Here is a 23667-nt window from a genome sequence, read left to right on the forward strand (position 1 = left end):
GCGTTCCAATCCGTTGCATCGCGCATGCGGCTTTTCGACACCCTGAGCCGGAGCGAACGCGAGCTCCAGCCCCTGGACGGGTCCACCTTCCGGTTCTACTGCTGCGGCCCCACCGTCTACGGGCCCGCGCACATCGGGAACTTCCGGACCTTCGTCCTGCAGGACGTGTTCCGCCGCACCCTGGAGACCAGCGGGGTCCGCACCTTCCACGTCCGGAACATCACCGACGTGGATGACAAGACGATCCGCGATTCGCAGAAGGCGGGGAAGTCGCTCACCGAGTTCACCGCTTTCTGGACGGAGAAGTTCCACACCGATTGCGAAAAGCTCGCCTGCCAGCCGCCGCACGTGGAGCCCGGTGCCGTGGAGCACCTGCCCCAGCAGATCGCGATGATCCAGACGCTGGTGGACAAGGGCCACGCCTACGCGTCCGAAGATGGCTCGGTCTATTTCAACATCGCCTCCTATCCCGCCTACGGGAAGCTATCCCGCCTCGACCAGCGCGAGTTGGAAATCGGCAAGACCCAGAACTCCCGCTCCAGCTCGGACGAATACGAGAAGGAGAGCCTATCCGATTTCGTGCTGTGGAAGGCGCGCAAGCCCGAGGACGGCGAGAACTTCTGGGATTCCCCGTGGGGCCAGGGCCGCCCCGGCTGGCACCTTGAGTGCTCGGCGATGATCGCGGAGTACCTCGGTGATACCTTCGACCTCCACTCCGGCGGCGTGGACCTCGTCTTCCCGCACCATGAGAACGAGATCGCCCAGAGCCAGTGCGCCTGCGGCGGCCACTTCGCCGAGCACTGGTTCCACACCACCCACCTGCTCGTGGATGGTGGCAAGATGTCGAAATCGCTCGGCAATCTCTACACCCTCGACGACCTCGAAGCGAAGGGCTTCACCGCGATGGAAGTGCGCTACGTGCTGATCGGCGCGCACTACCGGAAGCCGCTGAACTTCACGCTCGATTCGCTTCACGGCGCGAAAGAGGCCCTCGCCAAGCTGGCGAAGGGAGCCCGCGCGCTCGCTGCCAAGGCTCCGGCCGAGGCCCGCTTCGACAGCGTCGATTTCGGCCCGTTCCAAGCGGCGTGGGATTCGCTCGCGAACGACCTCAATACCCCCGGCGCGCTCGGCGGGCTCTTCACCGGGCTCCGTGAGGCCGCCGCGCTGGAAGGCGAGGCCGCCGCCAAGGCGCTCGCCGGGTTCAACCGCGTGCTCCGCGCCCTCGGCCTCACGCTTCCGGAGGAGGAAGCCGCCGCCGAAGTGCCGGAAGACATCCGCTCCCTCGCCGAGGAGCGCTGGCAGGCCCGCCTTTCCAAGGACTGGGCAAAGTCCGACGAACTCCGCGCCAAGCTCACCGATCTCGGCTGGGCCGTGAAGGACGCCAAGGACTCCTACGAGATCAGCCCGGTCTGAAGGAGTTGAGGCTTTAGCCGAGGAAGGTCTTCCTGGGGGCGGAGTCTGGGTTGCTGATTTGCTCGTTACTCTCGAAATTCGAATAATCCGATCATGTCTGCGAAGGAAGCTGCTCTCGATGCGATTGGTCGACTGTCCGAGCAAGCGACATGGGAGGAGGTGGTGGAACGTATTCGATTTACGGCTGCCATCGAGAAGGGTCTCGAAGAGGTCGGGAATGGCAGTGTCGTTTCTCACGAGAAAGTCCGAGAGGATTTGCAGCGTTGGATTTCCGAATAATTGGTAGCAACCACGGCGACGAAAATGGCTTCAGACTCTCTATACGGCCGTGTGGCGATTTTGGCGGCAAAGCTTTGCTGGGAAGACCGTAATCCGAGAGCTGCATGGATAGAGGCTGCTGGAGAAGTCTGTTCCAACGAAAGTTCTAAAACGAAGCATTGCCCTCAAGGTGCGTTTCTGGGGCTTTGCGCAAAGGCGCTGTTTAAGAATAAGAAGATCCAACCAGACCCAAAGGCTAAGATCGGCGTCAACGGGGAATACGCAATCCAACTTGTGGCCAAGCTTCAAAAGGACCATTCGCTGGAAGAGCTATCTGCGTCCGATTTTTGGAACCTGTTAGGCCTCAGAAGTCGTGTGGATCCTTCCAAGAAGAAAGCGCACAACAGCCAAGCTCATGTCGTTCTGGCTCTGTGGCGAGCAGGGCTTATCGACGGCTCTCCTCATGCGGAGGCATCGTGTAAATAGCTCTTCTTCCCATTCGTCATTAGGATTTAGTCATTAGTCATTTCTTTCCCATGAATTTCCCGCTTCGTCCCCGCCGCAACCGCCGCACGCCCGCGATCCGTTCGCTGGTCCGTGAAACCACGCTGTCCGCTTCGGATTTCATCCTGCCGGTGTTCCTCCACGAGGACGCGGAGGACACGCCGATCGCTTCGATGCCCGGCGTCACCCGCTGGTCGCTGCCGGGGCTGGTGAAGGAAGTCGGCGAGGCGATGGCACTCGGTGTGAACGCCGTGGTGCTGTTCCCGAAGATCGAAGAATCCCTCAAGACGCCGCACGCCGAGGAAGCCTTCAACGACGACGGCCTGGTGCCGCGCGCGATCGAGGCGCTGAAGGAGGCCTACCCGTCGCTCTGCGTCATCACCGACGTCGCCCTCGATCCCTACAACTCCGACGGCCACGATGGCGTGGTCGCGCGCGACGGCCTCGGCGAGATCCACATTCTCAATGACGAGACCGTCGAAATCCTCGTCGCCCAGGCGATCTGCCACGCCCGCGCCGGGGCGGACATCGTTTCGCCGTCCGACATGATGGATGGCCGCGTCGCCGCGATCCGCGCCGCGCTCGATGACTCCGGCTTCGAGCACGTCTCGATCCTCAGCTACACCGCCAAGTATGCCTCGGCCTACTACGGCCCGTTCCGCGGCGCGCTCGATTCCGCGCCGAAGGATGGCGACAAGAAGACCTACCAGATGGACCCGGCCAACGCCCGCGAGGCGATCCGCGAGCTCCAGCTCGACGAGGCCGAAGGCGCGGACATGGTGATGGTGAAACCCGCCGGTCCCTACCTCGACATCATCTCCACGCTGCGCGGCAGCACCACGCTGCCCGTGGCCGCCTATCAGGTCAGCGGCGAGTATCTCATGATCAAGAGCGCCTGCGCCGCCGGCTGGCTCGATGAAAAGGCGGTGGTCCTGGAGTCCCTCACCGGCATCAAGCGCGCCGGCGCGGACATGATCCTGACCTACTTCGCGAAGCAGGCCGCGGCGTGGCTGAAGGAGTAGCGTAAGCATTCCTGCTTGCGAGTGGGAACGCTCCGCTATCAGGCAAAAGCATCAATCGGATCATTCCGGTGGAATGTGAATCCATCCGGCAACGAGCCGCGCACGCTCACAAGCAGGAATGCTTGTGCTACTTAGCCCCTCCGGCGTTCGAGTAGCACCAGCATCATGAACGAGAGGATCTGGTTCATCTCCTCGCGCGGGGAAAGATCGCCGAGCTTCTCGATCTGGAAGCGGCCTTCGAAGAACGCGGGCTGTTTGGTCAGGCGCATCGCGGGCTGGCCGTTGCTGCGGGTCGAAAGGTACTTCGGGTGGAAGAAGTAGCCGGTGAGCAGGCCCAGCAGCGGGATCTCGCCGAGCAGGGCGTCCATCACCTTCGCGCCGGGGTTTTCCTCCCGGATCGAGAAATCCGGCACCTCGTCGCCGGGGTTGAAGCTCTCGTAGTGCGCGCGCCAGATCGAGCGCCAGCCGCGGCGGCCGACGCTGCCGATCTCGCCGCCTCCGGCATCGGTGAACATGTAGCGGGCCGACCAGTCGATCACCTTGCGGGTCTTGATCTCGGCCAGCAGGGTGGAGCGGGTGTTGTCGGTGAAGATCTCCACGTGCTCGCGGAACTTGAAGAGCTTCTGCTTGGTGTAGAGCACGGTGCGGCCGGAGGCATCGGTCACGGTCGCCTGGCTGGCCAGGGCGAGCACCTTGAAGGAAAGCTGGAGCGGGTATTGGAGTCCCGTGAGCGCCTTCGTCACCTGGTCATTGGAGAGCGGTGGCGGCGTGGCGATCTGGGAGGGCGGGGTGGCGTAAGGGTCGAGAGTGGACATGACGGCGCGGTCTAACATCTCCCGGCGAGCCTGTCAGCCCAAAGCGGCTCTCATCTGTCGTAGCCGCGCTCGTGAGAGCGTGGGCGGGGAAGAGCTGCCCAGATGCTCCGGGATGTTTGGTCGAGGGCGATCCCGAGAGGGCGAATCTTGGTCCTAACCACGCCTTGCCGGTCTTCCGCTCCTTTCGGAAGGTGCCCACGTTTGGTCAATTCGAGTAAGTGTGCCGACCGCCTTTTCCCCTCGGCCGTCATCTCAAGCCGTGCGATGATTCGCGGAGTGGGTTTCATGCTTCGGGATCAGGCAGCTTTCGGATGTGGAAGACCAGTCTTCTCTCGACGAACCATAACGCCACCAGCACGGCACCCACGGCTCCCGCCTTCCAGGGACTGTCTTGGATACTGTCCGGGAAATAGCGGAACTGCCCGTGGGAAACGGCGAACGAAAGAGCCCACGGGGGCGGAGGAGGACTTGGCGAACCATAAGATTTGATTCCGCTGATCGGAGTGGCCATCAGCCAAGGCCACCACCAGAGCAAAACCACCAGTCCGCATACGAATGCCAGGACCCTGGCAGCCAGCAAGGCCCGTCCGAGAGGGGAATGCCATGCCTTCATCCAATCGTCTGGAAGCGCCGCCATGGGTGACGATCCTACCAGTTCGACCCCGGGAACAAAAGGTCCGATCCGTAGAAGGGATGTGCCCGCTCAAGTGAGAGCGCATGGCGAACGGAAAGTATGCATTCCCACAAGGACAGGAATGTCCTTGCTCCCTGGGCTACGCCAACCGGGCGTCGTCGAGATCCACTTGCGCCCGGTTTTCTCCGATCTGTAGATCCAGCCGGAAATCCCGGCCGTTCGCGTGCATGTCCGTGACCACCGCCAACAAGGGTGGTCTATCGCACGTCTTCGTGCTGGTGACATGCATGATGCCGGTGAATTCGATCTTCCGGGGATTGCGAATCTTGCAACGGAATTCCGCGGCTCCATCGAAGAAAGAATCCGGCGAAGGCGCGTCCATCAGCCGCAGGGCGATGAACTCGAAAATGAAACCGAGATCCTCCGCGTATGGCTCCATGCTTTCCCCCGCGAAGAGCGAGGGAAGCATGGCGCGGAAACGTTCGAGTGGGCTCATCAATAGCTCCGGCCCCAGATCGCGCGGGCGCGGGTCGGGACGCCGGTGAGCACGCAGGGCGCTTCCGGTTCGTTCTGCTTGTCGAGCGGCAGGCAGCGGATCGAGATCTTGTGCTTGCCGGAAAGCTCGTCTTCCTGCTCCGGCGAGGCGGCCCAGGGAGTGATCAGCCAGCCCGGGTTTTCCTGGCTCCAGTGGGCGTGGAAGGTGTCGATGGAATCGCAGGGGGTGATGTTCTCGTCGCGGAAGGCGGTGGCCTTCGCCAGCAACGAGTCGTGGATCTCCTGCAGGATGTCCGCGGCGCGTTGGATGAAGTCCTCCTTGTCGGCGAATTCCTTCGCGGACACGGCCTGGTCGCGGCGCTGGAGGCAGACCTTGCGGGTCTCGATGTCGCGCGGTCCGATCTCGATGCGGATCGGCACGCCCTTCTTGATCCACTCCCACTTCTTCACGCCGCCGTTGAGGTCGCGGGTGTCGACGTGGACGCGCAGCGGCTCGCCGTGGAAGGTCTGGTTCCGCAGCGTGCTGGCCAGCGCCTGGCAGGAGGCGAGCACCGCCTCGCGCGTGTCTTCCTTCGGCGTCACCGGCGTGATCACGATCTGCTGGGTGGCCACGCGCGGCGGCAGCACCAGGCCGTCGTCGTCCGCGTGGGCCATGATCAGCGTGCCGATCATGCGGGTGGACACGCCCCACGAGGTGGTGTGGGCGTGCTGGATCGCGCCATCGCGGCCGGTGAAGGAAATGTCCTGCGCCTTCGAGAAATTCTGGCCGAGGTAGTGCGAGGTGCCGGCTTGGATCGCCTTGCGGTCCTGCACCATCGCCTCGACGGTGAGGGTCATGTCGGCACCCGGGAAACGCTCGTTTTCGGTCTTCTCGCCCGGGATCACCGGGATCGCGAGGTGGTCGCGGAGGAATTCCTCGTAGAGACCGTGGATCATCCGCGTCTCGACGATGGCTTCTTCCTGCGTCTCGTGTGCGGTGTGGCCTTCCTGCCAGAGGAACTCGGCGGTGCGGAGGAACAGGCGCGGACGCATTTCCCAGCGCATCACATTCGCCCACTGGTTGATGAGCAGCGGCAGGTCGCGGTAGGACTGCACCCAGCGGGCGAAGGCCGCGCCGATGATCGTCTCGGAAGTCGGGCGGATGACGTACGGCTCGGCGAGCTCGCCGGTCGGGATCATCTTGGTCTTGCCGGTCACCTCGTCCTTCTGCGCTTCCAGGCGGTGGTGCGTGACCACGGCGCACTCGGTGGCGAAGCCCTCGGCGTGCTCGGCTTCCTTTTCCAGGTAGGAAAGCGGGATCAGCAGCGGGAAATAGGCGTTCTGGTGGCCGGTGGCCTTGAAGCGGCGGTCGAGCTGCTGCTGGATGAGTTCCCAGATGCCGTAGCCCCACGGCTTGATCACCATGCAGCCGCGGGTTTCCGAATTTTCCGCCAGGTCGGCGGCACGGACGACCTGCTGGTACCACTCGGGGAAGTCCTGGGCACGGGTCGGGGTGATGGCGGTCTTGTCGTTGGACATGGGCGACGGGGTTTTCGCCGGTTCGCCCCGGGGATGCACGCGAAATTTGCGTGGTGAAGGAGTTGAGGCATTTAGCCGAGGAGGGTCTTCCCGGGAGGCGGAGTCCTTGGATCGCCGGTTTCTAGAAAACCGACCGGCTGGCCCCGCCGATCCGGCGGCTCCGGCCCCACCAGCCCACTCCACACAGGATCGTCCCCAGCACCGCCAGCACCAGCGGCCCCAGCCACAGGTCCACGAAGCCGCCGAATTTCCCGCCCGCCGGATCGCCAGGCGGCACCAGGATCTTCACCGCGTCGCCGGTCTTGAAGCGCGGCGGCTCGGTGTGGGCCGGGGATTCCGCCTGATAGATCTTCCCGCCGACCTCATACTCCGCCAGCGGGTGCTTCACCGTGTGGTTCCGGCGGTCCTGCACGATCTCCCGGTAGCCGGTGATCCGGCCGTCCACCGTCGTCGCTCCCGCGACCAGCCGCGCGCTCGAGCTGCCCCACCCGGCACCGACCACCAGCGCGGCCCCGCCGAGGGTGAAGCAGAGCCAACTGAAAATCCGCGCGCGGGTGGCCGTGGTCATGCCCTCATCCTGCCGGAGATCGTGCAATCTGTCACTCATCCGGGATGATATCCCGCGCGAAACATGGGATTGCCCGCCGTGAGCGCGGCCCGTTAGGTTTCACGGGTGATTCCGAGATCCCCCTCGCTCGCCGCCACGCTCCTGCTCGCCGTTTCCTCCCTGGCCCAGGGTGATCCGGCCTCCGATGCCCTGCTCGGGGCCGCCCGCGCATCGGACGCCTCCCGGCTGGTGCTCGCCCTCGCCGAGGCGAAGCCCGATGTCCGCGATACCCAGGGCCGCACACCCCTGATGCTGGCCGCGCAGGCCGGGTCCTTCGAGTGCGCGAAGCGTCTGATCTGGGCCGGAGCCGATCCCCGGCTCACCGATTCCGCCGGGAAAACCGCGTTCGATTGGCTCGATACCTCTTCACCCGCCTACGGCCCTCTCAGCCTGTTGCTGCGCTGCCACGCCTTCTGCCGCCAGAACGGCCGTCCCGGCGGCAAGGCCCGGATTCCCCACCTCGCCTTGGTCAATGACACTTTCGTCGACTACACCCATCCGGCGCTCGCCGCGGCCTATCAGGTGAACTCCGCCGAGTCGAAGGGCCGCCGCGGCGTGGACGACGACCGCAATGGCTTCGTCGACGACGTCTACGGCTGGAACCTCAACAACGACCAGCCCGTCCGCGCGCCGATGCTCTCGCTCGACGACTCCGCGGAGAACCGGAGCTTCCTCATCGGGATGCTGAACGACTACCTGAAGGCCCAAGGCGGCGACAAGGTGATGGAGACGAAGCTCCGGACCCGCTTCAACAACCCCCTGGTCCAACAGATCGGCCTCCAGAACCTGCTCGGCCAGAACATCGCGCTCAACGACCACGTCTACGCCGAGATGTTCATGGCCGCCTCCCACGGCACCCACGTGGCGGGCATCATCAAGCGCTACAGCGGCGACAAGGCGAAGCTCACCTGCGCCACCATCGGGGCGGTGGTTTCGCCGAAGGTCTCGGTGGTGTTCGATGAGGACACACTCTCCGGCCTCGCGGAGGAATCCGCGGACTACGGGGCTTTTGTCCTGGCCGTGCTCGATCGTTACCGCGGCGAGGCGATCGCGAAGGGCCGTCGCGCCTCGGACTATCTCCGGGCCAGCGGCGCGGGCATCGCGAACATGAGCTGGTGTCGCCCGAAGTCGTTTTTCGCCGGTTCCGCCGCCCGCTTGAAGAAGATCTACAAGGACCACGGGGCCGATCCGGCCAGCGTTGACCGCGCCTACACCGGCCAGGTGGCCGAGCGCATCGCCGAACTGCCGCTCGAGCTCAGCATCGCGGACGCCGCCGCCTTCGCGCTCGCGTTCTACGAGAACCCGGACGTGCTCGTGGTGGTGTCCGCGGGCAATGATCACCTCGACAACGACACCGGCCTGCCCTCGCCGCAATATCTCTCCCGCTTCTTCCCGAACGTCCTCACCGTCGCCTCCACCGATGACCAGGGGAAACCCTCGTCCTTCACCAACTACGGCGTGCGCTCGGTCCAGATCGCCGCACCCGGCGAGCAGATCCGCTCGACCATCCTCGGCGGGCTGGAGGCACCGATGAGCGGCACCTCGATGGCCGCTCCGGTCGTCGCGGGCGTGGCCGCCGGCATTCGTGCTGATTTCCCGAAACTCGCCGCCGCGGACCTGCGCCGGATCCTGGAATACTCGGCGCGGAAGGACCCGCGGCTGGCGGACAAGGTGGCCACCTCCGGCTGGGTGGATGCCGATGCCGCCCGGCGGATGGCCTCCACCTGGGCTGGTGCCACCGGCGCGATGCTGCTCGCCGAGGTCGCCCGCGATCGCCGCCCCGGCCAGGACGGGCCGAAAATCACCGCGCCGCCTGCCGCTGCACCGAAGCTCGCCTCGCTGAAGCTCAATCCCTTGCCCAAACCCGCCGCGCCGAACCCGGCTCCCACTCCGGCACCCGCGCCCGCGGTGCCGAAACCTTCCATTGGAAAAGGCTGGCGCATCACCACCACCGGCGGTTTCGCCGATTCCTGGCGGGTCGTGATGTCGAAGGGCGCGCCCTACACCGAACAGTGCCACCTCGGCACCGGCGAGTGGCCGGCCGATCAGATCGAGTCCTATTGGAAACAGGGCTACCGCGTCACCTCCATCGCCGGGGATGGGGATGGCTGGAACGTGGTCATGAGCAAGGGCGTGCCCGGTGGTCAGCGCGTGCTGGGCATGGACTTCGATCAGGAGCAGCTCGCGAAGCTCTTCACCGAAGGTTGGCGCATCACCACCTTCGGCGGCTGGAAAAACCAGTGGGTTTTCGCCCTCGGCGACCAGACCGGTTACGGCCCCCAGCGCTACACCCTGCCCACGCCCCTCAATGACAGCCGTCGCGATTGGATCCAGAAACGCCGGGCGGAGGGCATGATGATCACCGCCGTGGCGGGGGACGATACCCCGGAGGACGCCGAGGATGGCTGGTTGTTCGTGGCCACCGCGAATTCCGGCTACACCGATCAGGTGATGGAGGGCCCGGGACCGTGGCCGGGCCTGTGGATCGCCGGGAAACTGCGGGAGGGCTACCGCGTGACCTCGATCGCCGGTGGGCCGGGGCGCTCGCTGGTGATCATGTCGAAGGGCGCGAAACTGGGCGAACAGGTGCTTTCCGACGGCTCCTCCTACCCGGCGGACTGGATCCAGGAGCGCTGGTGACCCGGCAGTGGTCCGTTTCCGGTGAAAAACCCGGTGATGGGGGTTTGACAGCTCCGCGCTGGTTCGTCTTAGTAGCTTTCTCAAATCCCAAAACCCGCGTCTGAATGAGCGAGAATGAAAACCAACCGCCGGCTCCGTCGAAGCAGACGTCGAGCGTTCCTCTGAAGAAGGAAACCGTCCGCGTGACCCTCAAGGCGGCCGATGCTCCTCCTGCCGCCACCCTTCCGGGCGGCGCTCCGGTGGTCCGTCCGCCCTCGCCGACCGCTCCGCCGGTGCCCAGTGGCCTCGGTGGCGGCCCGCGTCCGCCGGCTCCGGCCCCGACCATTCCGCTCCGCCCCGCCGGTGCTCCCACCGTGCCGGGTGCCCCGACCGCCCCGGGCGGTGCCCCGCGCCCGCCGGGCCCGGCTCCGACCATCCCTCTCCGTCCTGCTGGCGCGCCGACCCTGCCGCCCGCCGCCGGTGGTGCTTCCGCCGCTCCCGCTCCGGGACCGACCGTCGCCCTGCCGAAGGCCACCGTGCAGCTCCAGGCTCCGACCCAGCCGCTCGGCACCGCCGCCCGCCCGTCCTTCAGCCAGGCCGCCACGCTGCAGGCCGATGACGAAGAGGATTCCGCCGGTGGCGAAGGCATCGCCAACGCGCTCTCCGTGGTCGGCTTCATCGCCGCCCTCGCCGTGCTCGCGTTCCAACTGATGATCGCCAACACCTGGATCAGCGCCGAAGACAATCCGGAAGCCGGCTCGTGGGGCCAGCTCTTCTCGTCCTCCGCTGCCGCCGAGTAACCTCTAGTTTCCAAAAACCATGTTCCTTCCCATTCTCAACCTGATCCTCGCCGGCGTCGTCGCGTTCCTCGCCTACTCCGCCGGGGCTCTCCCGCTGGGCTGATCTCCGGATCTCCCGCCGTTTGTTTTCCAAGGGCTGTCCTGCCATCCGCAGGGCGGCCCTTGACGTTTCGGCCCCCTGCATCCAAGTTCCGCGCATGGCACTCCAACTTACCGAAGCCAATTTCCAATCCGAAGTCATCGATTCCGACCAGCCCGTGCTCGTCGATTTCTGGGCCGAATGGTGCGGCCCGTGCAAAATGATCGGTCCGGTGATCGATCAGGTCTCGGCTGAACTGGAAGGCCAGGCCAAGGTCGCCAAGGTCAACGTCGACGACGCCCGCGAGCTCGCTGTGAAGTACGGCGTCCGCTCCATCCCGCTGCTCCTGTTCTTCAAGAACGGCGAGGTGAAGGACCAGATCGTCGGCGCCAACGTCACCAAGGACCAGCTCAAGTCGAAGCTGCTCGCGCTTGCCTGATCCGCCTGCCAGATCCGATTTTCCCAAACCGGCCTTCCTTCACGGGAAGGCCGGTTTTGTTTTTGGAGGAGTTGAGGCTTTAGCCGAGGAAGGTCTTCCGGGGGGGCGGAGTCTCCAGAGATTTTAGCCGCAAAGAGGCGCAAAAATCGCAAAAGGAAGAGCTCCTTGTCGCTGAAACGATCTCTTCCTCTTCCTGAAAACTGAACACTGCAAACCAGCAAACTCTTCAGGCCTCCGCCCCCCGGAAGACCTTTCTCGGCTAAAGCCTCAACTCCTTCCGCAACGGAGCTTTGAGGGTGCCCGCGGATCTGTTAGTTAGGAACCACCATGAACAGCCCATCCACGGTGAAACCCCAGGCGGTCAAGATGGTGCTCATGGCCGCCGACATGGAGCGGGCGGTCGCGTTCTACCGCGATGTGATGGGTTTCGAGGAGAGCTTCATCACTCCGCACTGGTCGGAGCTTCGTTTCGGGGACGCGGTTCTCGGACTCCATGGCGGCGGCGATGGCTCGCGCGTTCCGACCGGGCTCTCGATCCAATACGCGGACGTGGCCCAGGCCTACGCGGACGCGCTCGCCGCGGGAGCCACGGCCATCCAGGCACCGGAGCAACGCGGGGGTGAACCGATCATCCTCGCCACTGTGGTGGATCCCGAGGGCAACATCATCATGCTCACCCAGTACGTGGGATGAGCTTCTCCCGGGACCAGAACCTGGAGAACAAAGGATGCCCGGAATGCGGCTCCACCCTTGAGTGCATTCGCCAAGGTGGGTCGCTGGTCCATCGTTGCCATTCAGCCTCCTGTGGCTGGGGGGCCGTCACCTCGTATCTCCCGCCGATTCTACGGGATGGTGGCCGATACATCCTCCGCGTGCCAGCGACCTGTGACCTTTCTCCCTCCCAATGGATCGTTCTCAACCGCAAGTTCACAGGCAGCATCGTGGAATTGCGCCGCCTTGTCGCCGAGGCCGGCCTTCGGGTGGTCGAAGGGTCGGCGCTTGAGATCTGGAACGAAAGCGGGAGCCTGAGAAAGGCTTCCATTCCTATGGAGATCGAGCCGCCCTATCCATTCGACTTCGATCGACCTGAGATGGCTTTTGGGCCTCCGGATGGACCGGTGGATGGGCCTAGCTGAATACTTGCTCCGGGACGTTGCCCCCGCCACATCGCCACGGTGCCCTGTCGGCTTACTTCCTGTGTGACAAGCTCCACACCCGGCCATCCGATTCGCCGATGATGGCTTTGGCCGAGGGCCTGCCGTCGGAGGGCGGAGTGCTGGTGACCAGCCAAACCCCTTCGTCGTGTACCGCCTTGTAAGGCTTTTCGTGGGCAATGGTCTTTTCTCCGTAAGCTGCCTTCCAAGCTTCTTGGGCGATGGCGATTGCTTCCATTTCGCTCGTCACCCGCCGTGGAATGGATGACGGCCGAGGCAGGAACTGTTTGAACTGCCATTCGCTGTCCCTCTCCCCGAAGGCGAGCATCCCGAAGCTCCGTGTCATGACGAACAAGTCCCCCTGCTGGCTGACGGTTGCGGTCTTGAGAAACTGGAGGGACGGATGTGGCTCCGGTCGTTGCGGGAGCGATAGCAAGGTCTCGAACCTCCCATCGTTCCATCGGTAGACCTCGCTCTTGGTGATGAGCAGCAGGCGTTGGTCGCTGCCCGCGTTGATGCTCTCGAGGGTATTCGCGATCGGCAGCGATACCGGTCCCTCGTTCCTGTCTCCGAACCCGCGAATCACGGTGTGCCATTTGCCCGAGGCATCGCGCCGATAGAGCTCGCGCGTATTCATGCCCATGTGATCCGTCCCGCTGGCTGTCCACAGCTCCTTCCCCAAGGGAAGCAGGATGGCAACGCCACCGGAGTCCTCGATCCCGGTATCATCACCGGGCTCTCTCCCGGTGACCATCTTCCAAGCTGGCTTGCGGGCGGAGAGATCCATGGCGGCTAGTTGGCAATCTCCTTCATCAAGCGACCACGAGGCGTGGAGGAGGGGCCTCTGAAAGCAGAGATGGGTGAAGATGATCCAGGATGGGCGAAGGCGATCCTGGATATCGGGAGGCATCGGCGCTTCAAACTTGAAGTGATGCCATTCCCTTTCGAACCACCAGAACGTGTCCCCGATCCGCATCGCCGGGAGATCGGATCTGACCAGCGAACAGCTGCTCAGATCGGGCAGCCACTCTTTTGGCACCGGTATCGACTTCCGGGTGCCATCGCGAGACTCGACGAGCAGCACGACATGGCTGGCCCGCATGCCGAAAAATAGCAGGCCATCCTTGATTCGTTCATAAGACCAAATGTGGTCGATACCTTCGACTCTGAGTGGCACCGGGGCGTTGGAATCGAAATGTGTGAACAACAGTTCGTTCTTCACGGTTTCCCCTGTGGAAGTAGTCACCCCGTCTTTTGTTTCGTCACTTGCCCAAAAGATCACTCCATTCCGATAGGGGGCGATACCAGTGATCCAAGCGTCATTGTGGATGGCTAGCTTCTCCGGTACCAACGCGCTCAAATCCTTCGCCGCGAGTGACACCAGCGGTAAAACACCCATGAGAGCCAGAAGGCGACCGATCATGCCACATCGGTAGCTACGCAAGGTTGGGAAGTCGCGCGAAAATGCGCTGCGAGGATTACTCCACCCCTCTCAACTCCCGCTCATACGCCCGTAATTCCAGCCGTTGCCGCCAGCGCCACAGCAGCCAGGCGGCGAGGATGAAGACGGCGTCGTAGATCGGCCAGGTGAAGGGTTCGAGGTAGTATTCGCCGATCGGCTCCTCGTTCCACGGGGCCAGCCAGGCGATACCGCCGGACACGGCGTCCGCGGCGAGGTGAAGCATCGCCGCGAGCCACATCACCACCGCCACACGCAGGCGCATGCCCTTCTCGAACCAGAGGACGATCATCCCGCACACGGGCACCAGCACGGCGAGGAACAGCAGCGTGTGGGAGAAGCTGCCGTGGCGGTCTTCCAGCGAGATGTGCGGCGAGCAGATGTCCGGCAGCACGCCGAACAGGGCCACCAGCGGCAGCGTCCAGTCCGGAAACACCCGCTGGTGCCGGAACCGCAGCGAAATTACCTCCGCGGTGAGACAGCCGGTGACCGGCATCATCGAATGGAAGCCTGCCATCATGACGCGGCCATTAGACCGCGCCTGCCGCAGGAGGAAAGAAGATCCGCCGCCACCCCGCCACCATGCATGGGCGGGGTGGCGGACCGGCATCAGCCCGGGTTGACCGGCTGGTATTCGAAGCTCGGTCCGATCGGGCCGGGCAGGTTGGTGCCAGCCATCATGTCGAGCGCCTGCTGGCGCAGTGACATCATCGCGCCGAGCGTGCGGCGGAAGGTTTCCGGCTGGCCGTTGAAGAGGTCGTGGAGGCCCTTCAGCAGACTGGTGTAGGTGTAGTTGAAGTTGTCCATCGCGTGGCGCTGGGCCGAGCCGCTCGGATAGTCCGCGGCCTTCGGGTTGGTCGGGATCTGGGCGACCGCGGAGGCGTTGTAGGTGATCGGGGCACCGCCGTAGTAGTACTGCTGGTCCGGCGGATCGGTGGGCTTCGCGTTCGGATTCGGGATCAGCGCGTGGCCGTAGTAGATCTCGGCGAACTTGTAGTAGTGGGCCAGCTCGCCGTCCTCGCCCGCCAGCGGGGTGGTGCCGGTGCCTTCGCCCTGGTCGATGATGATGTCGATCGCTTCCAGCGCACTGGTGAGGTCGGTCACGATGCTGCCTTCCGGAAACGGCGGCTGCACCTGGAGCGCGGGATCGCCGGTGAAGGCGCCCTCGCCGAGGGCGATGAGCTGCTTTTTGATCTCATCGTAGAACTGGCCGATGGTGACGCCCTGCTCGCCGTTCGCGGCGAAGAGCGTTGCGGTTTCCGGATAATCGTTCGGGTGCTGCGGCTCCTCGATTTCCATGAAGACGTTCTTCACCACGTCCAGCGTGAACGGGGAGAGGTTCACGATCAGGCCGCTTTCCACGCCGCCGGGCAGCGGGCCCGGGTAGTCCGGGGTGAACACCGGGGTGTCGATCACCGGGTGGCCGCCGATGGCGTTGAGGACGTTGCACGCCAGCGTCATGTGCAGCATTTCCTCCGCCACGATGCTGCCGATGATGTCCGCCACCACGGCGTTCTCCTCGCTCTGGCCGAGCGAGTACATGGTGTAGAGATACGGCGGGATGGTGGCGTGCTCGAGCTGGACGGCCTGTTGGAGCGCGGTCTGGACGGCTTGCTTGCTGCCGGTCGCGAGGTTCCGGACCAGGTTGGCTTTGAGAAGGATCATAAGGTGTGAAATGAGAGGTTCGGGATCAGGCGGGTTGTTTGCTCCACAGGCGGCGGGAGAAGGCGGCGGCCTTGCCGCCGTGGCTCAGTGCCTCGCTGTGGGCCGGCGGCGCGGCGGCCAGCACCTGGGTCTTGGCCTGGGGCGGCGGCGTGCCTTCCAGCGGGTTCTGGAGCCACTCGAGGATGGCCTTCCGTTTCGCGGGCGCGAGGTCGCGGGTCACGGGCATGGCGTTCGGGTCCTTCTCCGGCAGGCTGAAGGCGAGCTGGAGCATCTGCCGGTAGCTCACCACCTGGGCGTAATCGCCGAGGTCCACGAAGCGCTCCATCACCGGGTAGAGGTTGGCGTACTGCTGGAAGATCGGCTGCATGCTGCCGTACCAAGTGATCGGGTGATCCGGCACGAAGGTGTCGAACACGAGCACGCTGACGAAGTTCCAGATGTTGGACGGGTAGAGCGGGCCCTGGTCGGCGAGGCCGTAGCCGACGCCGTAGACCTGGCCGTCGATGTAGTGGCGCGGGTTGCCCGGGTTGGCGGCGGTCAGCGTGAGCGTGGCGGTGCCGGCCACCGCGTCGGTGGTGATGCTGGCCGGGAAAGTCAGCGCGCTGGTCGGGGTGCCCACATCGGGATCGGTGGGGCCGGCCTGGAGACCGTTGGTGTCGTAATCGAAGGTGATCTCCTGGTTGGTGTAGGGCTGGCCGTAGGCCGTGGCGTAGAAGGGCACCGCCTGGGTGTCGCCCGGGCTCATGCGGAACACGAACATGTCCGCGCGGACGTAGAGGCCGCCCTCCGGCTCGGCGGTTGGCGCGTCCGGGTAGTCGGACAGCACCAGCGACAGCGGGTTGCTGCCGATGATCGCGAGCTGCGCGGCGGTCACCGGCACTTCCACCACCCCGGCGGTGGCCTGATACCAGCCCGGCTGGGTGTAGGCGATCGTGCCCAGTTCGACGGGCGTGTCGTCCTGGATCACCGACAGCGTGAGCGTGCCGTTGTCCACCTGGGTGCCGTCGGGATTGATCTGGAGCGCGTTGCCGAGGTCCACCCGCACCACGCCAGCGGTCTCATCGACCACCGCGGCGCAGTAGTTGATGGAGGGATTGAGGTTCTGGGCGGCGGCTTCCGGGGCCATGAGCTGGCGGCCGAGGATGAAATGTTTCGGCTCGGCGGCGGAGGCCGGTCCCAGCGTGCCGACGATGCGGCCGCGGCAGAACTGGCTGCCGGGAGGCGTTTCCGCGGAAGCCTCGGTGGTCGGCCAGGTCATCGAGTAGCAGTCGACGTTGAACTTCATCGACAGCAGCCCGGTGTTCGCGTCGGCCGCGGCCTTCAGGTCCTGGAGGAAAGGGGAGTTCGAAAGGTCGCCCCACTCGGTGGCGGTCACCACCGACTGCCACATCGCGCCCATCGCGAGGTCGCCGCCGCCTCCGACGATCTTCAGCCACAGCTCGGTGAACGGGCCGGGATCGAAGAAACCGCGCATCAGCGTGTTGCCGTGGCCATCGGCGATGCGGACCTGGAGTCCGAAGATGGTGGAAACCATCTGCTGCTCCGGATCGAGGTCCACGATCTTGGCCGGAGCGCTGTCGTCGGAATCCGCGATCGAGCAGTTGTAGATCTCGTCGCTGGCGGCGGGAGCGGTGCCGTCCGCGTTGTAGGCGGCGGTGATGTCGCAGCCCAGCAGGCGCCACACGCCGTCGCCGTCCGGATTCCACCAGCCGTTCATGTGGATCCCGTCCTGGCGCTCTTGGTAGGAGGGCTTGAAGGTGGCGTTGTTGAAGTGTTTCACATCGTTGTTCACGGTGGAAACGCTGGCCTGGAACTTGCCCGCGAAGTGCAGTCGCAGGCGGCTGGATAGATAACTCATGGTGGTTGCGATGGGTTGCGGATGAATGGAAATCCGGATGGACTGCCGGGAAAGCGGGTCAGGACTTGAACGGCTCGATCAGCCCGAGGAGGTTCTTCTCCGGGTCCTCGAACATGCCGAAGACGTAGTGGTCCACGGGCTTGCTCGGGACGATGATGGTGGCGCCGAGCCGCTCCGCGCGGGCCAGGGCGTCCGCCACGTTTTCCACCAGCACGTAGAGTGCGGTGCCCTTTTCCCAGCCGGGAACCCCGGCCTTCGCCTTGCCGATCCCGCCCAGCATCGGGCGTTCCGCGGGCGGCGACGGCGGGAAATGGATGTAGCCGAACCCCTCCGGGCTCAATTCGACATGCCAGCCGAAGAGCTCCTGGTAGAAGGAGATCAGGCGCGTCTGGTCCAGCGCCATGATCTCGAACATCGCCACGGGGTGATTCATCCGCCGCATGGGCTATGAAATCACGTCAACCTCGCGCAATGATCTTTTGTGTTATCTATGAAGATTGGTGTTTGTGGCCGAAAAACACCCTGTTAGATATGCCTTTTTTCGGCCATAAGGCCCTCTTGATGAGACGCGTCTCATTTCCACCGGTAGTGGCCGGTGAGCGGGAAGACGAACAGCACGTCCTCCTCCTGCGCGCCGCGTCCGATGTTGTGGATCACCAGCGGGCGGCCGTCGGCGGTCTTCTTGTCGCTCACGATCATGATGTGCGGCAGGTTGGGCGGCACCGTGCAGGTCACCAGGTCGCCTGGCTGGTAATCGCCCGGCTCCTTCGTCACCGGCTGCACCAGGCCGCGGCGCTTGAAGAAGGTCTGGAGGTTCGGCACCCGGCGGTGGTCGATGTTCTTGTCGGTCTTCGAAAGGCCCCACTGCTTCGGGTAGGAGCCGAAGTTCGCCTTCATGTCCTCGTGGACCAGTTTCTGGAGATCGTTCGAAAGCCCGTCCCGGAATGCGCGCACCACCACGTCCGTACACACCCCGCGTTCCCGCGGCACGTCGCCGCCGGGATAGCCGAGCACCGCGTAGGCGGGATCGTAGGTCAGGGTGACGCCCACCTGCTTCCGCGCCGCCTCCACCAGCTTCGGGCCGGGCGTTTCCGCGTGCAGCGGCAGCAGCAGGAGAAGGGAGGCGAGGAAGGTGCGCATGAAGGCATTACGCCCGGACAGCTCCGGCTTTTCAAGTCGTCGCCAGCAACACCCCGCCGTCCACTCGCACCGCCGCGCCATTGGTGGCGGAGGCGAGCGGGGAACAGAGGAAGGCCACCGTGTCCGCGACTTCGTCGACCGTGGCGAAACGCTGGAGCAGCGAAGTCCCGCGCACGCTGCGGAAAAACTCCTGCTCGAACTGCTCCGGCGTCTGTCCCGCCTCGCTGGCGAGCTGGCTGACGAAATCGGTGACGCCCTCCGAGGCCGTCGGGCCGGGCAGCACGGCGTTCACGGTGACGCCGCTGCCCTTGGTGGTGCGGGCGATGCCGTTGACCAGCGCCAGCTCCGCGGCCTTGGTCATGCCGTAGTGGATCATTTCCTCCGGGATCTGGATGCCGCTTTCGCTGGAGATGAACACCACCCGGCCCCAGTTCCGCGTCAGCATGCCCGGCAGCAGCGCGCGGGTCAGGCGGATGGCGGACATCACGTTGACCTGGTAGAAGCGCTCCCAATCCTCGTCCGGGATGTCCTTGAACGGTTTCGGTTCGAAGATCCCGGCGTTGTTCACCAGGATGTCCACCGGCCCGGCCTGTTCGGCGAGGGCGGCACAGCCCGCGGCGGTGGAAACGTCCGCGGCGATCCCGCGGGCGCCGTTGCCGATCTGGTCCGCGGCGGCCTTGGCGGAGGCCTCGCTGCGGCCGTTGACGATGACGCTCGCTCCCTCACGGGCCAGGGCGCGGGCGATGCCGAGGCCGATGCCCTTGGTGGAACCGGTGACGAGGGCGGTCTTGCCCGAAAGTTGGAGATCCATGCCGTCCCCGTTAGCACGGGTCCCCGGCGGCGTCAAAAAGCCGTGTCAGTCTTCCAACCGGGTGAACTGCCCGCGCAGGTACTTGCAGCGGAACGGGGGGGCCGCCTGGTCCGGCGTCCAGCCCGCCTTGCGGCCGTAGTCGATCGCCGCCTCGATCATCGTCTGGTTCACGATCCGCGGCAACTCGGCGATCAAGGTCTGGCCGTTCACCGACGCGGTCATTTCGATTTGCAGCTCGGTCTTCCCCTCCTTGTGGCCCATGTACCACAAGTATTGGGTGTCCTTGTAGTTCTTGCGGGTGGCTTTGTTGCGGGGAAACGGCATGCGGAGGCCCCTTTCAATGCCACCGGGGGGAGACTGACAATGGAAATTCTTGCCGCGCCATCAGGCGTTCCACGGGTTGAGGGTCCGCACCTCCGCTGGAAAATCCCGCGTGTTGCGGGTGACCACGACGAGGTCATGGTGCAAGGCGGTAGCGGCAATCAGACTGTCCAGCACCCCCATGTTGAAACCCTTGGACTCGTGTTTGGCGTAGAACTTTCCCCAGACTCCAAAGACCGCGGCGTCCAACGGCAGGAGCGCATCACGGAAATCCCTTTCGACCCGTTCCGCCCAGGCGGCGATGGCGTTCTTTCGCTTCCCGGCTGGCATCAGGTGGATACCCTTGAGGATTTCGCCCAGGGTCACGGCGGACAACACGCACTCATGGGCGTGGGTTTCACACCAGGCCAGCACATGGGGATCCGGTTCCCGGGCGGTGGCCTCGCAGACGACGTTGGTGTCCAGCAGGTAGGTCATCTTACTCGAAGCGGATGTTCCGTGCCGGTTCCTTCGAGCGCGGCCCGATCCACTTGGACAGATCCTCCGGGCATTCCCGGAGCACGGCCACGAGGGATTTCTCCGGCTGGCGGAGGCGGCGGTATTCCTCCGCGGACACGATCACCACGGCGGGTTTGCCATGCTTGGTCACAGTTTGCGCGCCGTGCTCCATGGCCTGCGTGACCACTTCACTGAAATGGTTCTTCGCGTCCTGGAGTTGCCAGACCTTTTGCATGTTGGAACTCTATCGCGCAATTCTGGCTAGTCTAGACAGAATCCGTCCGCCCCTGTGCGCATCGATTTTAAGGTTTCTTCGATGCTCATAGGAAACGAGACCATTCCAAATTTCGAATGATCTTCACGATCCATCGGATTGAACGCGATCCTTAGAATTGAGTCTTTGTTGGCCAGATCCCGATTGCTTGGAAAATACAGCTTCTCGTAGCTGATTCGGCAGTTCGAGCCGCATCTTACAATAATCGCGACAGCATCGACTACCGGAGCTTCCAACCCTTCGAAATAGCTGCGGACAAGGGATGCTTCCTCGTCAGAAGAAATCGAACCTCCATGGTAGGCGGTGATGGCGAGCACATTTATCTCATCGTGTCGGCTTATGCCGAATGACTTCTCAGGGTTGTCGCCAAATAGGTAAGCCCTTTTTTTAAAAGGAGTGCAGCCAATGGTGCCTTTCCGATTTTTGACCTCCAGATTGATGGAAACCTGGTTGCCCAATACGGTAAACTTCCAATCCACCGAGCTTGGTTTCGGCTTTGCTAGATTCTCCTTTTTGCAGTCTACTGTTTTTTCGTGCTCGACTGACTCATCGTCTATTCCGAGCCACCTAGCGAGCCACCACACTTCATTGAGCGTGTCCAGATGCTGAGTGCCAAGGCGCAAGCCTTTGCGAAGTTGGGAGTGTGAGGGCCAGATGTGCGGTATAATGGTGTGTCCAATCTCAGAGACTTTGCTGAGGTAGAGAAGGCTCTCGCGGCTCAGGCTGGTCCCTTCCATTGCATCGACGTTCTTTCTGATCGTAATAGGATCTCCCGCTCGATTGATGTCATGATCGGTTTTACCGAATTTGTATTCAAGCAGTGGGAAGGGCAGTTGTCCGAACCAGCGCGGCACTCCGATTTCGAATCCCGGAATGGCAAGTGCTTCCAAATCAGACTCTAACCATTTCGCTCGCCGCAATAATACGTCTTCGCTTAAGATGCCCCGATTTTTTGATGCTCCGGAGGCTTCGCAAAGACGTTGGAACAAGAAATCGGCTGAAAATCGGGGCATGGTTTACATCCGGAAGTGCTCGAATGTTGGTTGGAGTATTAGCAAACGATCCAGAATGCGTCCACAAAAGCCTCAAATCCCCCGCAGTACCTCTTCAAACACCGTCAGCGTGTCATCGAGATCCGCCTCGGTGTGGGCCAGCGAGAGGAAGCCGGTTTCATACGGGCTCGGGGCGATGTAGATGCCCTTCTCCAGGCTGCCCCAGAAGAACTTCTTAAACAGCTCCAGGTCCTGCTTCATCACGTCGCTGACGTTCACGATCTCGCGGTCGGTGAAGAACAGGCAGAACATCGAGCCGACGCGGTTGATGCGGTGCGGGATGCCGCGCTCGGTGAAGACCTTGCGCAGTCCGGCTTCGAAATGCGCGCCGAGTTCCTCCAGCCGCGGGAAGCCGGAGGGCTTCGCCAGTTCCTTGAGCTGCGCCAGGCCCGCGGCCATCGCCAGCGGGTTCCCGGAAAGCGTGCCGGCCTGGTAGACCGGGCCGATTGGCGCGAGCATGTCCATCACCTCGGCCCGGCCGCCGAAGGCACCCACCGGCAGGCCGCCGCCGATCACCTTGCCAAAGCAGCTCAGGTCCGGCGTGAGGTTTTCGAGCCCCTGCACCCCGGCCTTGCCGAGGCGGAATCCGGTCATCACCTCGTCGAAGATCAACAGCGCGCCGTACTTCTTCGTGATCGAGCTGAGCAGATCGAGATAACCCGGTTTCGGCAGCACGAATCCGGCGTTGGCGGGATAGGACTCCACGATGATCGCCGCGATCTGGTCGCCCTGCGCGGCGAAGACCTTCTCCAGCGCCTCGGGATCATTGTAGGGCAGGACGATGGTTTTTTCCGCGAAAGCCTTCGGCACTCCGGCGGAGTCCGGTTCGCCGTGGGTGAGGGCACCCGATCCGGCCGCGACAAGAAGGGAATCGCTGTGGCCGTGGTAGCAGCCGTCGAACTTGATGATGTAATCGCGCTTCGTGAACCCGCGGGCCACCCGGATCGCGGACATCGTCGCCTCGGTGCCGCTGCTGGTCATGCGGACCTTCTGCACGGACGGCACCCACTCGGTGATGGTGCGGGCCATTTCGACCTCGAAGGGGTTCGGGATGCCGAAGGAGATACCGGACTTGGCGACCTCGTGGATGGTGTTCGTCACCACCGCTGGGGCATGGCCGAGGATGTTCGGGCCCCACGAGCCGATGTAGTCGATGTAGGTCTTCCCATCCACGTCCTGGATGCGGCTGCCCTTCGCGCTGCGGACGAAGAACGGCTCGCCGCCCACGTTGCGGAAGGCGCGGACGGGGGAGTTCACGCCGCCGGGGATGAAGTCCTTGGCGGTGGCGAAAAGCTTCTGCGAGAGCGGGCCGGGCGAATTCATGCGGGGAGGATGCCCGCCGCGCCCGCCGCGTCCAATCCCAAGGTGGACGAATTTTCCGTGAATGGAAAACCCGCCCGGTCCGTCCCACGAATCCGGCTTGGGCTTTTCCCCGCCCTCGCCTATCGTGCCAACACCATGAAACCCATCGTCTTCCGTTTTCTCACCCTGGCCGCGGCCTGCGGGCTTTGCGCCGGGCCCGCCGCCGCGCAGAGCGCGCGCTTCGGCGGCGTCGGCCGCAGCGACCGCGACCGCCAGTCGAAGCTCGAAATGGAGGCCGGGGTGGTCTATTTCAACGACCCGGCGAAGCGCCCCGTCGAGCTGACGATCATCAAGGAGGCCCCCGTGTTCTCGGACAAGGAGGGCAGCCACCGGCTCGGGTTCATCCAGGCTGGCCAAACGGTGAAGCTCGAGGCCATGACCGAGCGGGCCTACTACGTCCGCGGCAAGGGCACCACCGATGGCATCGCCGGTTGGGTGCCGCCGTGGGCCTTCTCCTCGAAGGACCCGAATTTCGTCGAGAACCTCAAGAAGCTCTACAGCCGCCAGATCGTGGTCCAGCGCCTCATCGCGAACCACCAGGTGGCCGTCGGCATGACCGTCTCCGAGGTCGCCACCTCTCTCGGCAAGCCGACCAAGACCGACCTCCGCAAAACCGGCAAGGGCGAGACCGGCCGCTGGGAGTACATCGATTACGAGGACCAGAAGAACTACGCCCTCGTCCGCGATCCCTACACCGGCAACCTCTTCCGTCAGCTCGTCAGCGTGACCCGGATCGAGAAGGGCAAGACCTCGGTCGAGTTCGACAACGGCTTCGTCACCGCCATCGAGGAAAGCGAGAACAACCGCCGCGGGGCGGGGGACGTGAGGCTCATCGTCCCGCCGATCGTGTTCGGGTGGTGATGTTGTCGG

General features: G+C 63.9%; 25 protein-coding genes. 9 read left to right on the forward strand and 16 right to left on the reverse strand.

All coding sequences use genetic code 11. The annotated features are described in order from the left end of the window. The first annotated feature begins 24 nt into the window (after positions 1-24). From cysS to hemB, 4 genes are all read left to right on the forward strand, one after another. On the forward strand, positions 25-1413 hold the full coding sequence (gene cysS, locus llg_RS08490; protein WP_338289327.1) for a cysteine--tRNA ligase: 1389 nt from the start codon (positions 25-27) through the stop codon (positions 1411-1413). A 93-nt stretch (positions 1414-1506) separates the two neighbouring features. After that, on the forward strand, positions 1507-1692 hold the full coding sequence (locus tag llg_RS08495) for a hypothetical protein (RefSeq protein ID WP_338289328.1): 186 nt from the start codon (positions 1507-1509) through the stop codon (positions 1690-1692). A gap of 24 nt (positions 1693-1716) precedes the next feature. Next, entirely contained in the window at positions 1717-2157 is a 441-nt protein-coding gene (locus tag llg_RS08500) for a hypothetical protein (protein ID WP_338289329.1), read from the forward strand. A 50-nt stretch (positions 2158-2207) separates the two neighbouring features. Then, the gene (hemB, locus tag llg_RS08505; RefSeq protein ID WP_338289330.1) at positions 2208-3197 is read left to right on the forward strand and encodes a porphobilinogen synthase; all 990 of its coding nucleotides are present in this window, start codon (positions 2208-2210) and stop codon (positions 3195-3197) included. A gap of 131 nt (positions 3198-3328) precedes the next feature. On the opposite strand, the gene llg_RS08510 is transcribed toward hemB, so the two are convergent. The 4 genes from llg_RS08510 to llg_RS08525 all read right to left on the reverse strand — a co-directional run bounded on the left by llg_RS08510 (position 3329) and on the right by llg_RS08525 (position 7266). Further along, entirely contained in the window at positions 3329-4012 is a 684-nt protein-coding gene (locus tag llg_RS08510) for a hypothetical protein (RefSeq protein WP_338289331.1), read from the reverse strand. A 773-nt stretch (positions 4013-4785) separates the two neighbouring features. Further along, positions 4786-5115 (reverse strand): hypothetical protein, encoded by a 330-nt coding sequence (locus llg_RS08515; RefSeq protein WP_338289332.1) that lies wholly within the window; start codon positions 5113-5115, stop codon positions 4786-4788. Positions 5116-5141: 26 nt separating this feature from the next. Next, the gene (proS, locus tag llg_RS08520; RefSeq protein WP_338289333.1) at positions 5142-6659 is read right to left on the reverse strand and encodes a proline--tRNA ligase; all 1518 of its coding nucleotides are present in this window, start codon (positions 6657-6659) and stop codon (positions 5142-5144) included. 121 nt (positions 6660-6780) lie between these two features. Beyond that, positions 6781-7266 carry a DUF3592 domain-containing protein gene (locus llg_RS08525; protein WP_338289334.1) on the reverse strand — a complete coding sequence of 162 codons (486 nt, stop codon included), beginning with the start codon at positions 7264-7266 and terminating at the stop codon, positions 6781-6783. Between the two features lie 66 nt (positions 7267-7332). On the opposite strand from llg_RS08525, the gene llg_RS08530 reads away from it, so the two are divergent. From llg_RS08530 to llg_RS08545, 4 genes are all read left to right on the forward strand, one after another. After that, on the forward strand, positions 7333-9906 hold the full coding sequence (locus llg_RS08530) for a S8 family serine peptidase (RefSeq protein ID WP_338289335.1): 2574 nt from the start codon (positions 7333-7335) through the stop codon (positions 9904-9906). 104 nt (positions 9907-10010) lie between these two features. Continuing rightward, entirely contained in the window at positions 10011-10685 is a 675-nt protein-coding gene (locus tag llg_RS08535; protein ID WP_338289336.1) for a hypothetical protein, read from the forward strand. A 197-nt stretch (positions 10686-10882) separates the two neighbouring features. Beyond that, a complete protein-coding gene (gene trxA / locus llg_RS08540) occupies positions 10883-11203 on the forward strand; it encodes a thioredoxin (RefSeq protein WP_211630230.1) in 321 nt (106 codons plus the stop codon). Between the two features lie 327 nt (positions 11204-11530). After that, a complete protein-coding gene (locus llg_RS08545) occupies positions 11531-11896 on the forward strand; it encodes a VOC family protein (RefSeq protein WP_338289339.1) in 366 nt (121 codons plus the stop codon). Positions 11897-12391: 495 nt separating this feature from the next. On the opposite strand, the gene llg_RS08550 is transcribed toward llg_RS08545, so the two are convergent. The 12 genes from llg_RS08550 to hemL form a co-directional block, all read right to left on the reverse strand. Beyond that, on the reverse strand, positions 12392-13780 hold the full coding sequence (locus tag llg_RS08550) for an NTF2 fold immunity protein (RefSeq protein ID WP_338289340.1): 1389 nt from the start codon (positions 13778-13780) through the stop codon (positions 12392-12394). Positions 13781-13835: 55 nt separating this feature from the next. Further along, complete coding sequence (locus tag llg_RS08555; protein ID WP_338289342.1) at positions 13836-14336, reverse strand: metal-dependent hydrolase; 501 nt, start codon at positions 14334-14336, stop codon at positions 13836-13838. 89 nt (positions 14337-14425) lie between these two features. Further along, positions 14426-15481 (reverse strand): ferritin-like protein, encoded by a 1056-nt coding sequence (locus llg_RS08560; RefSeq protein ID WP_338289344.1) that lies wholly within the window; start codon positions 15479-15481, stop codon positions 14426-14428. Between the two features lie 25 nt (positions 15482-15506). Next, positions 15507-17339 carry a hypothetical protein gene (locus llg_RS08565; protein ID WP_338289345.1) on the reverse strand — a complete coding sequence of 611 codons (1833 nt, stop codon included), beginning with the start codon at positions 17337-17339 and terminating at the stop codon, positions 15507-15509. A 58-nt stretch (positions 17340-17397) separates the two neighbouring features. After that, positions 17398-17772 (reverse strand): VOC family protein, encoded by a 375-nt coding sequence (locus tag llg_RS08570; protein WP_338289346.1) that lies wholly within the window; start codon positions 17770-17772, stop codon positions 17398-17400. A 140-nt stretch (positions 17773-17912) separates the two neighbouring features. Then, positions 17913-18479 (reverse strand): DUF1287 domain-containing protein, encoded by a 567-nt coding sequence (locus llg_RS08575; protein WP_338289347.1) that lies wholly within the window; start codon positions 18477-18479, stop codon positions 17913-17915. A 31-nt stretch (positions 18480-18510) separates the two neighbouring features. After that, complete coding sequence (locus llg_RS08580) at positions 18511-19290, reverse strand: SDR family NAD(P)-dependent oxidoreductase (protein WP_338289349.1); 780 nt, start codon at positions 19288-19290, stop codon at positions 18511-18513. A gap of 45 nt (positions 19291-19335) precedes the next feature. After that, positions 19336-19614, reverse strand: coding sequence for a hypothetical protein (locus tag llg_RS08585; protein WP_338289351.1), 279 nt, complete (start codon positions 19612-19614; stop codon positions 19336-19338). A 60-nt stretch (positions 19615-19674) separates the two neighbouring features. Then, entirely contained in the window at positions 19675-20088 is a 414-nt protein-coding gene (locus llg_RS08590) for a type II toxin-antitoxin system VapC family toxin (protein WP_338289353.1), read from the reverse strand. A gap of 1 nt (position 20089) precedes the next feature. Next, on the reverse strand, positions 20090-20344 hold the full coding sequence (locus llg_RS08595; RefSeq protein WP_338289354.1) for a type II toxin-antitoxin system Phd/YefM family antitoxin: 255 nt from the start codon (positions 20342-20344) through the stop codon (positions 20090-20092). A gap of 26 nt (positions 20345-20370) precedes the next feature. Then, entirely contained in the window at positions 20371-21396 is a 1026-nt protein-coding gene (locus llg_RS08600; RefSeq protein WP_338289356.1) for a hypothetical protein, read from the reverse strand. A gap of 72 nt (positions 21397-21468) precedes the next feature. Further along, positions 21469-22758, reverse strand: a complete 1290-nt coding sequence (gene hemL, locus llg_RS08605; protein ID WP_338289359.1) for a glutamate-1-semialdehyde 2,1-aminomutase — start codon at positions 22756-22758, stop codon at positions 21469-21471. Positions 22759-22893: 135 nt separating this feature from the next. On the opposite strand from hemL, the gene llg_RS08610 reads away from it, so the two are divergent. Beyond that, entirely contained in the window at positions 22894-23658 is a 765-nt protein-coding gene (locus tag llg_RS08610) for a hypothetical protein (protein ID WP_338289361.1), read from the forward strand. The last annotated feature ends 9 nt before the right edge of the window (positions 23659-23667 follow it).

Origin of the sequence: Luteolibacter sp. LG18 (assembly GCF_036322585.1) — a bacterium.
Lineage (GTDB): Bacteria > Verrucomicrobiota > Verrucomicrobiia > Verrucomicrobiales > Akkermansiaceae > Luteolibacter.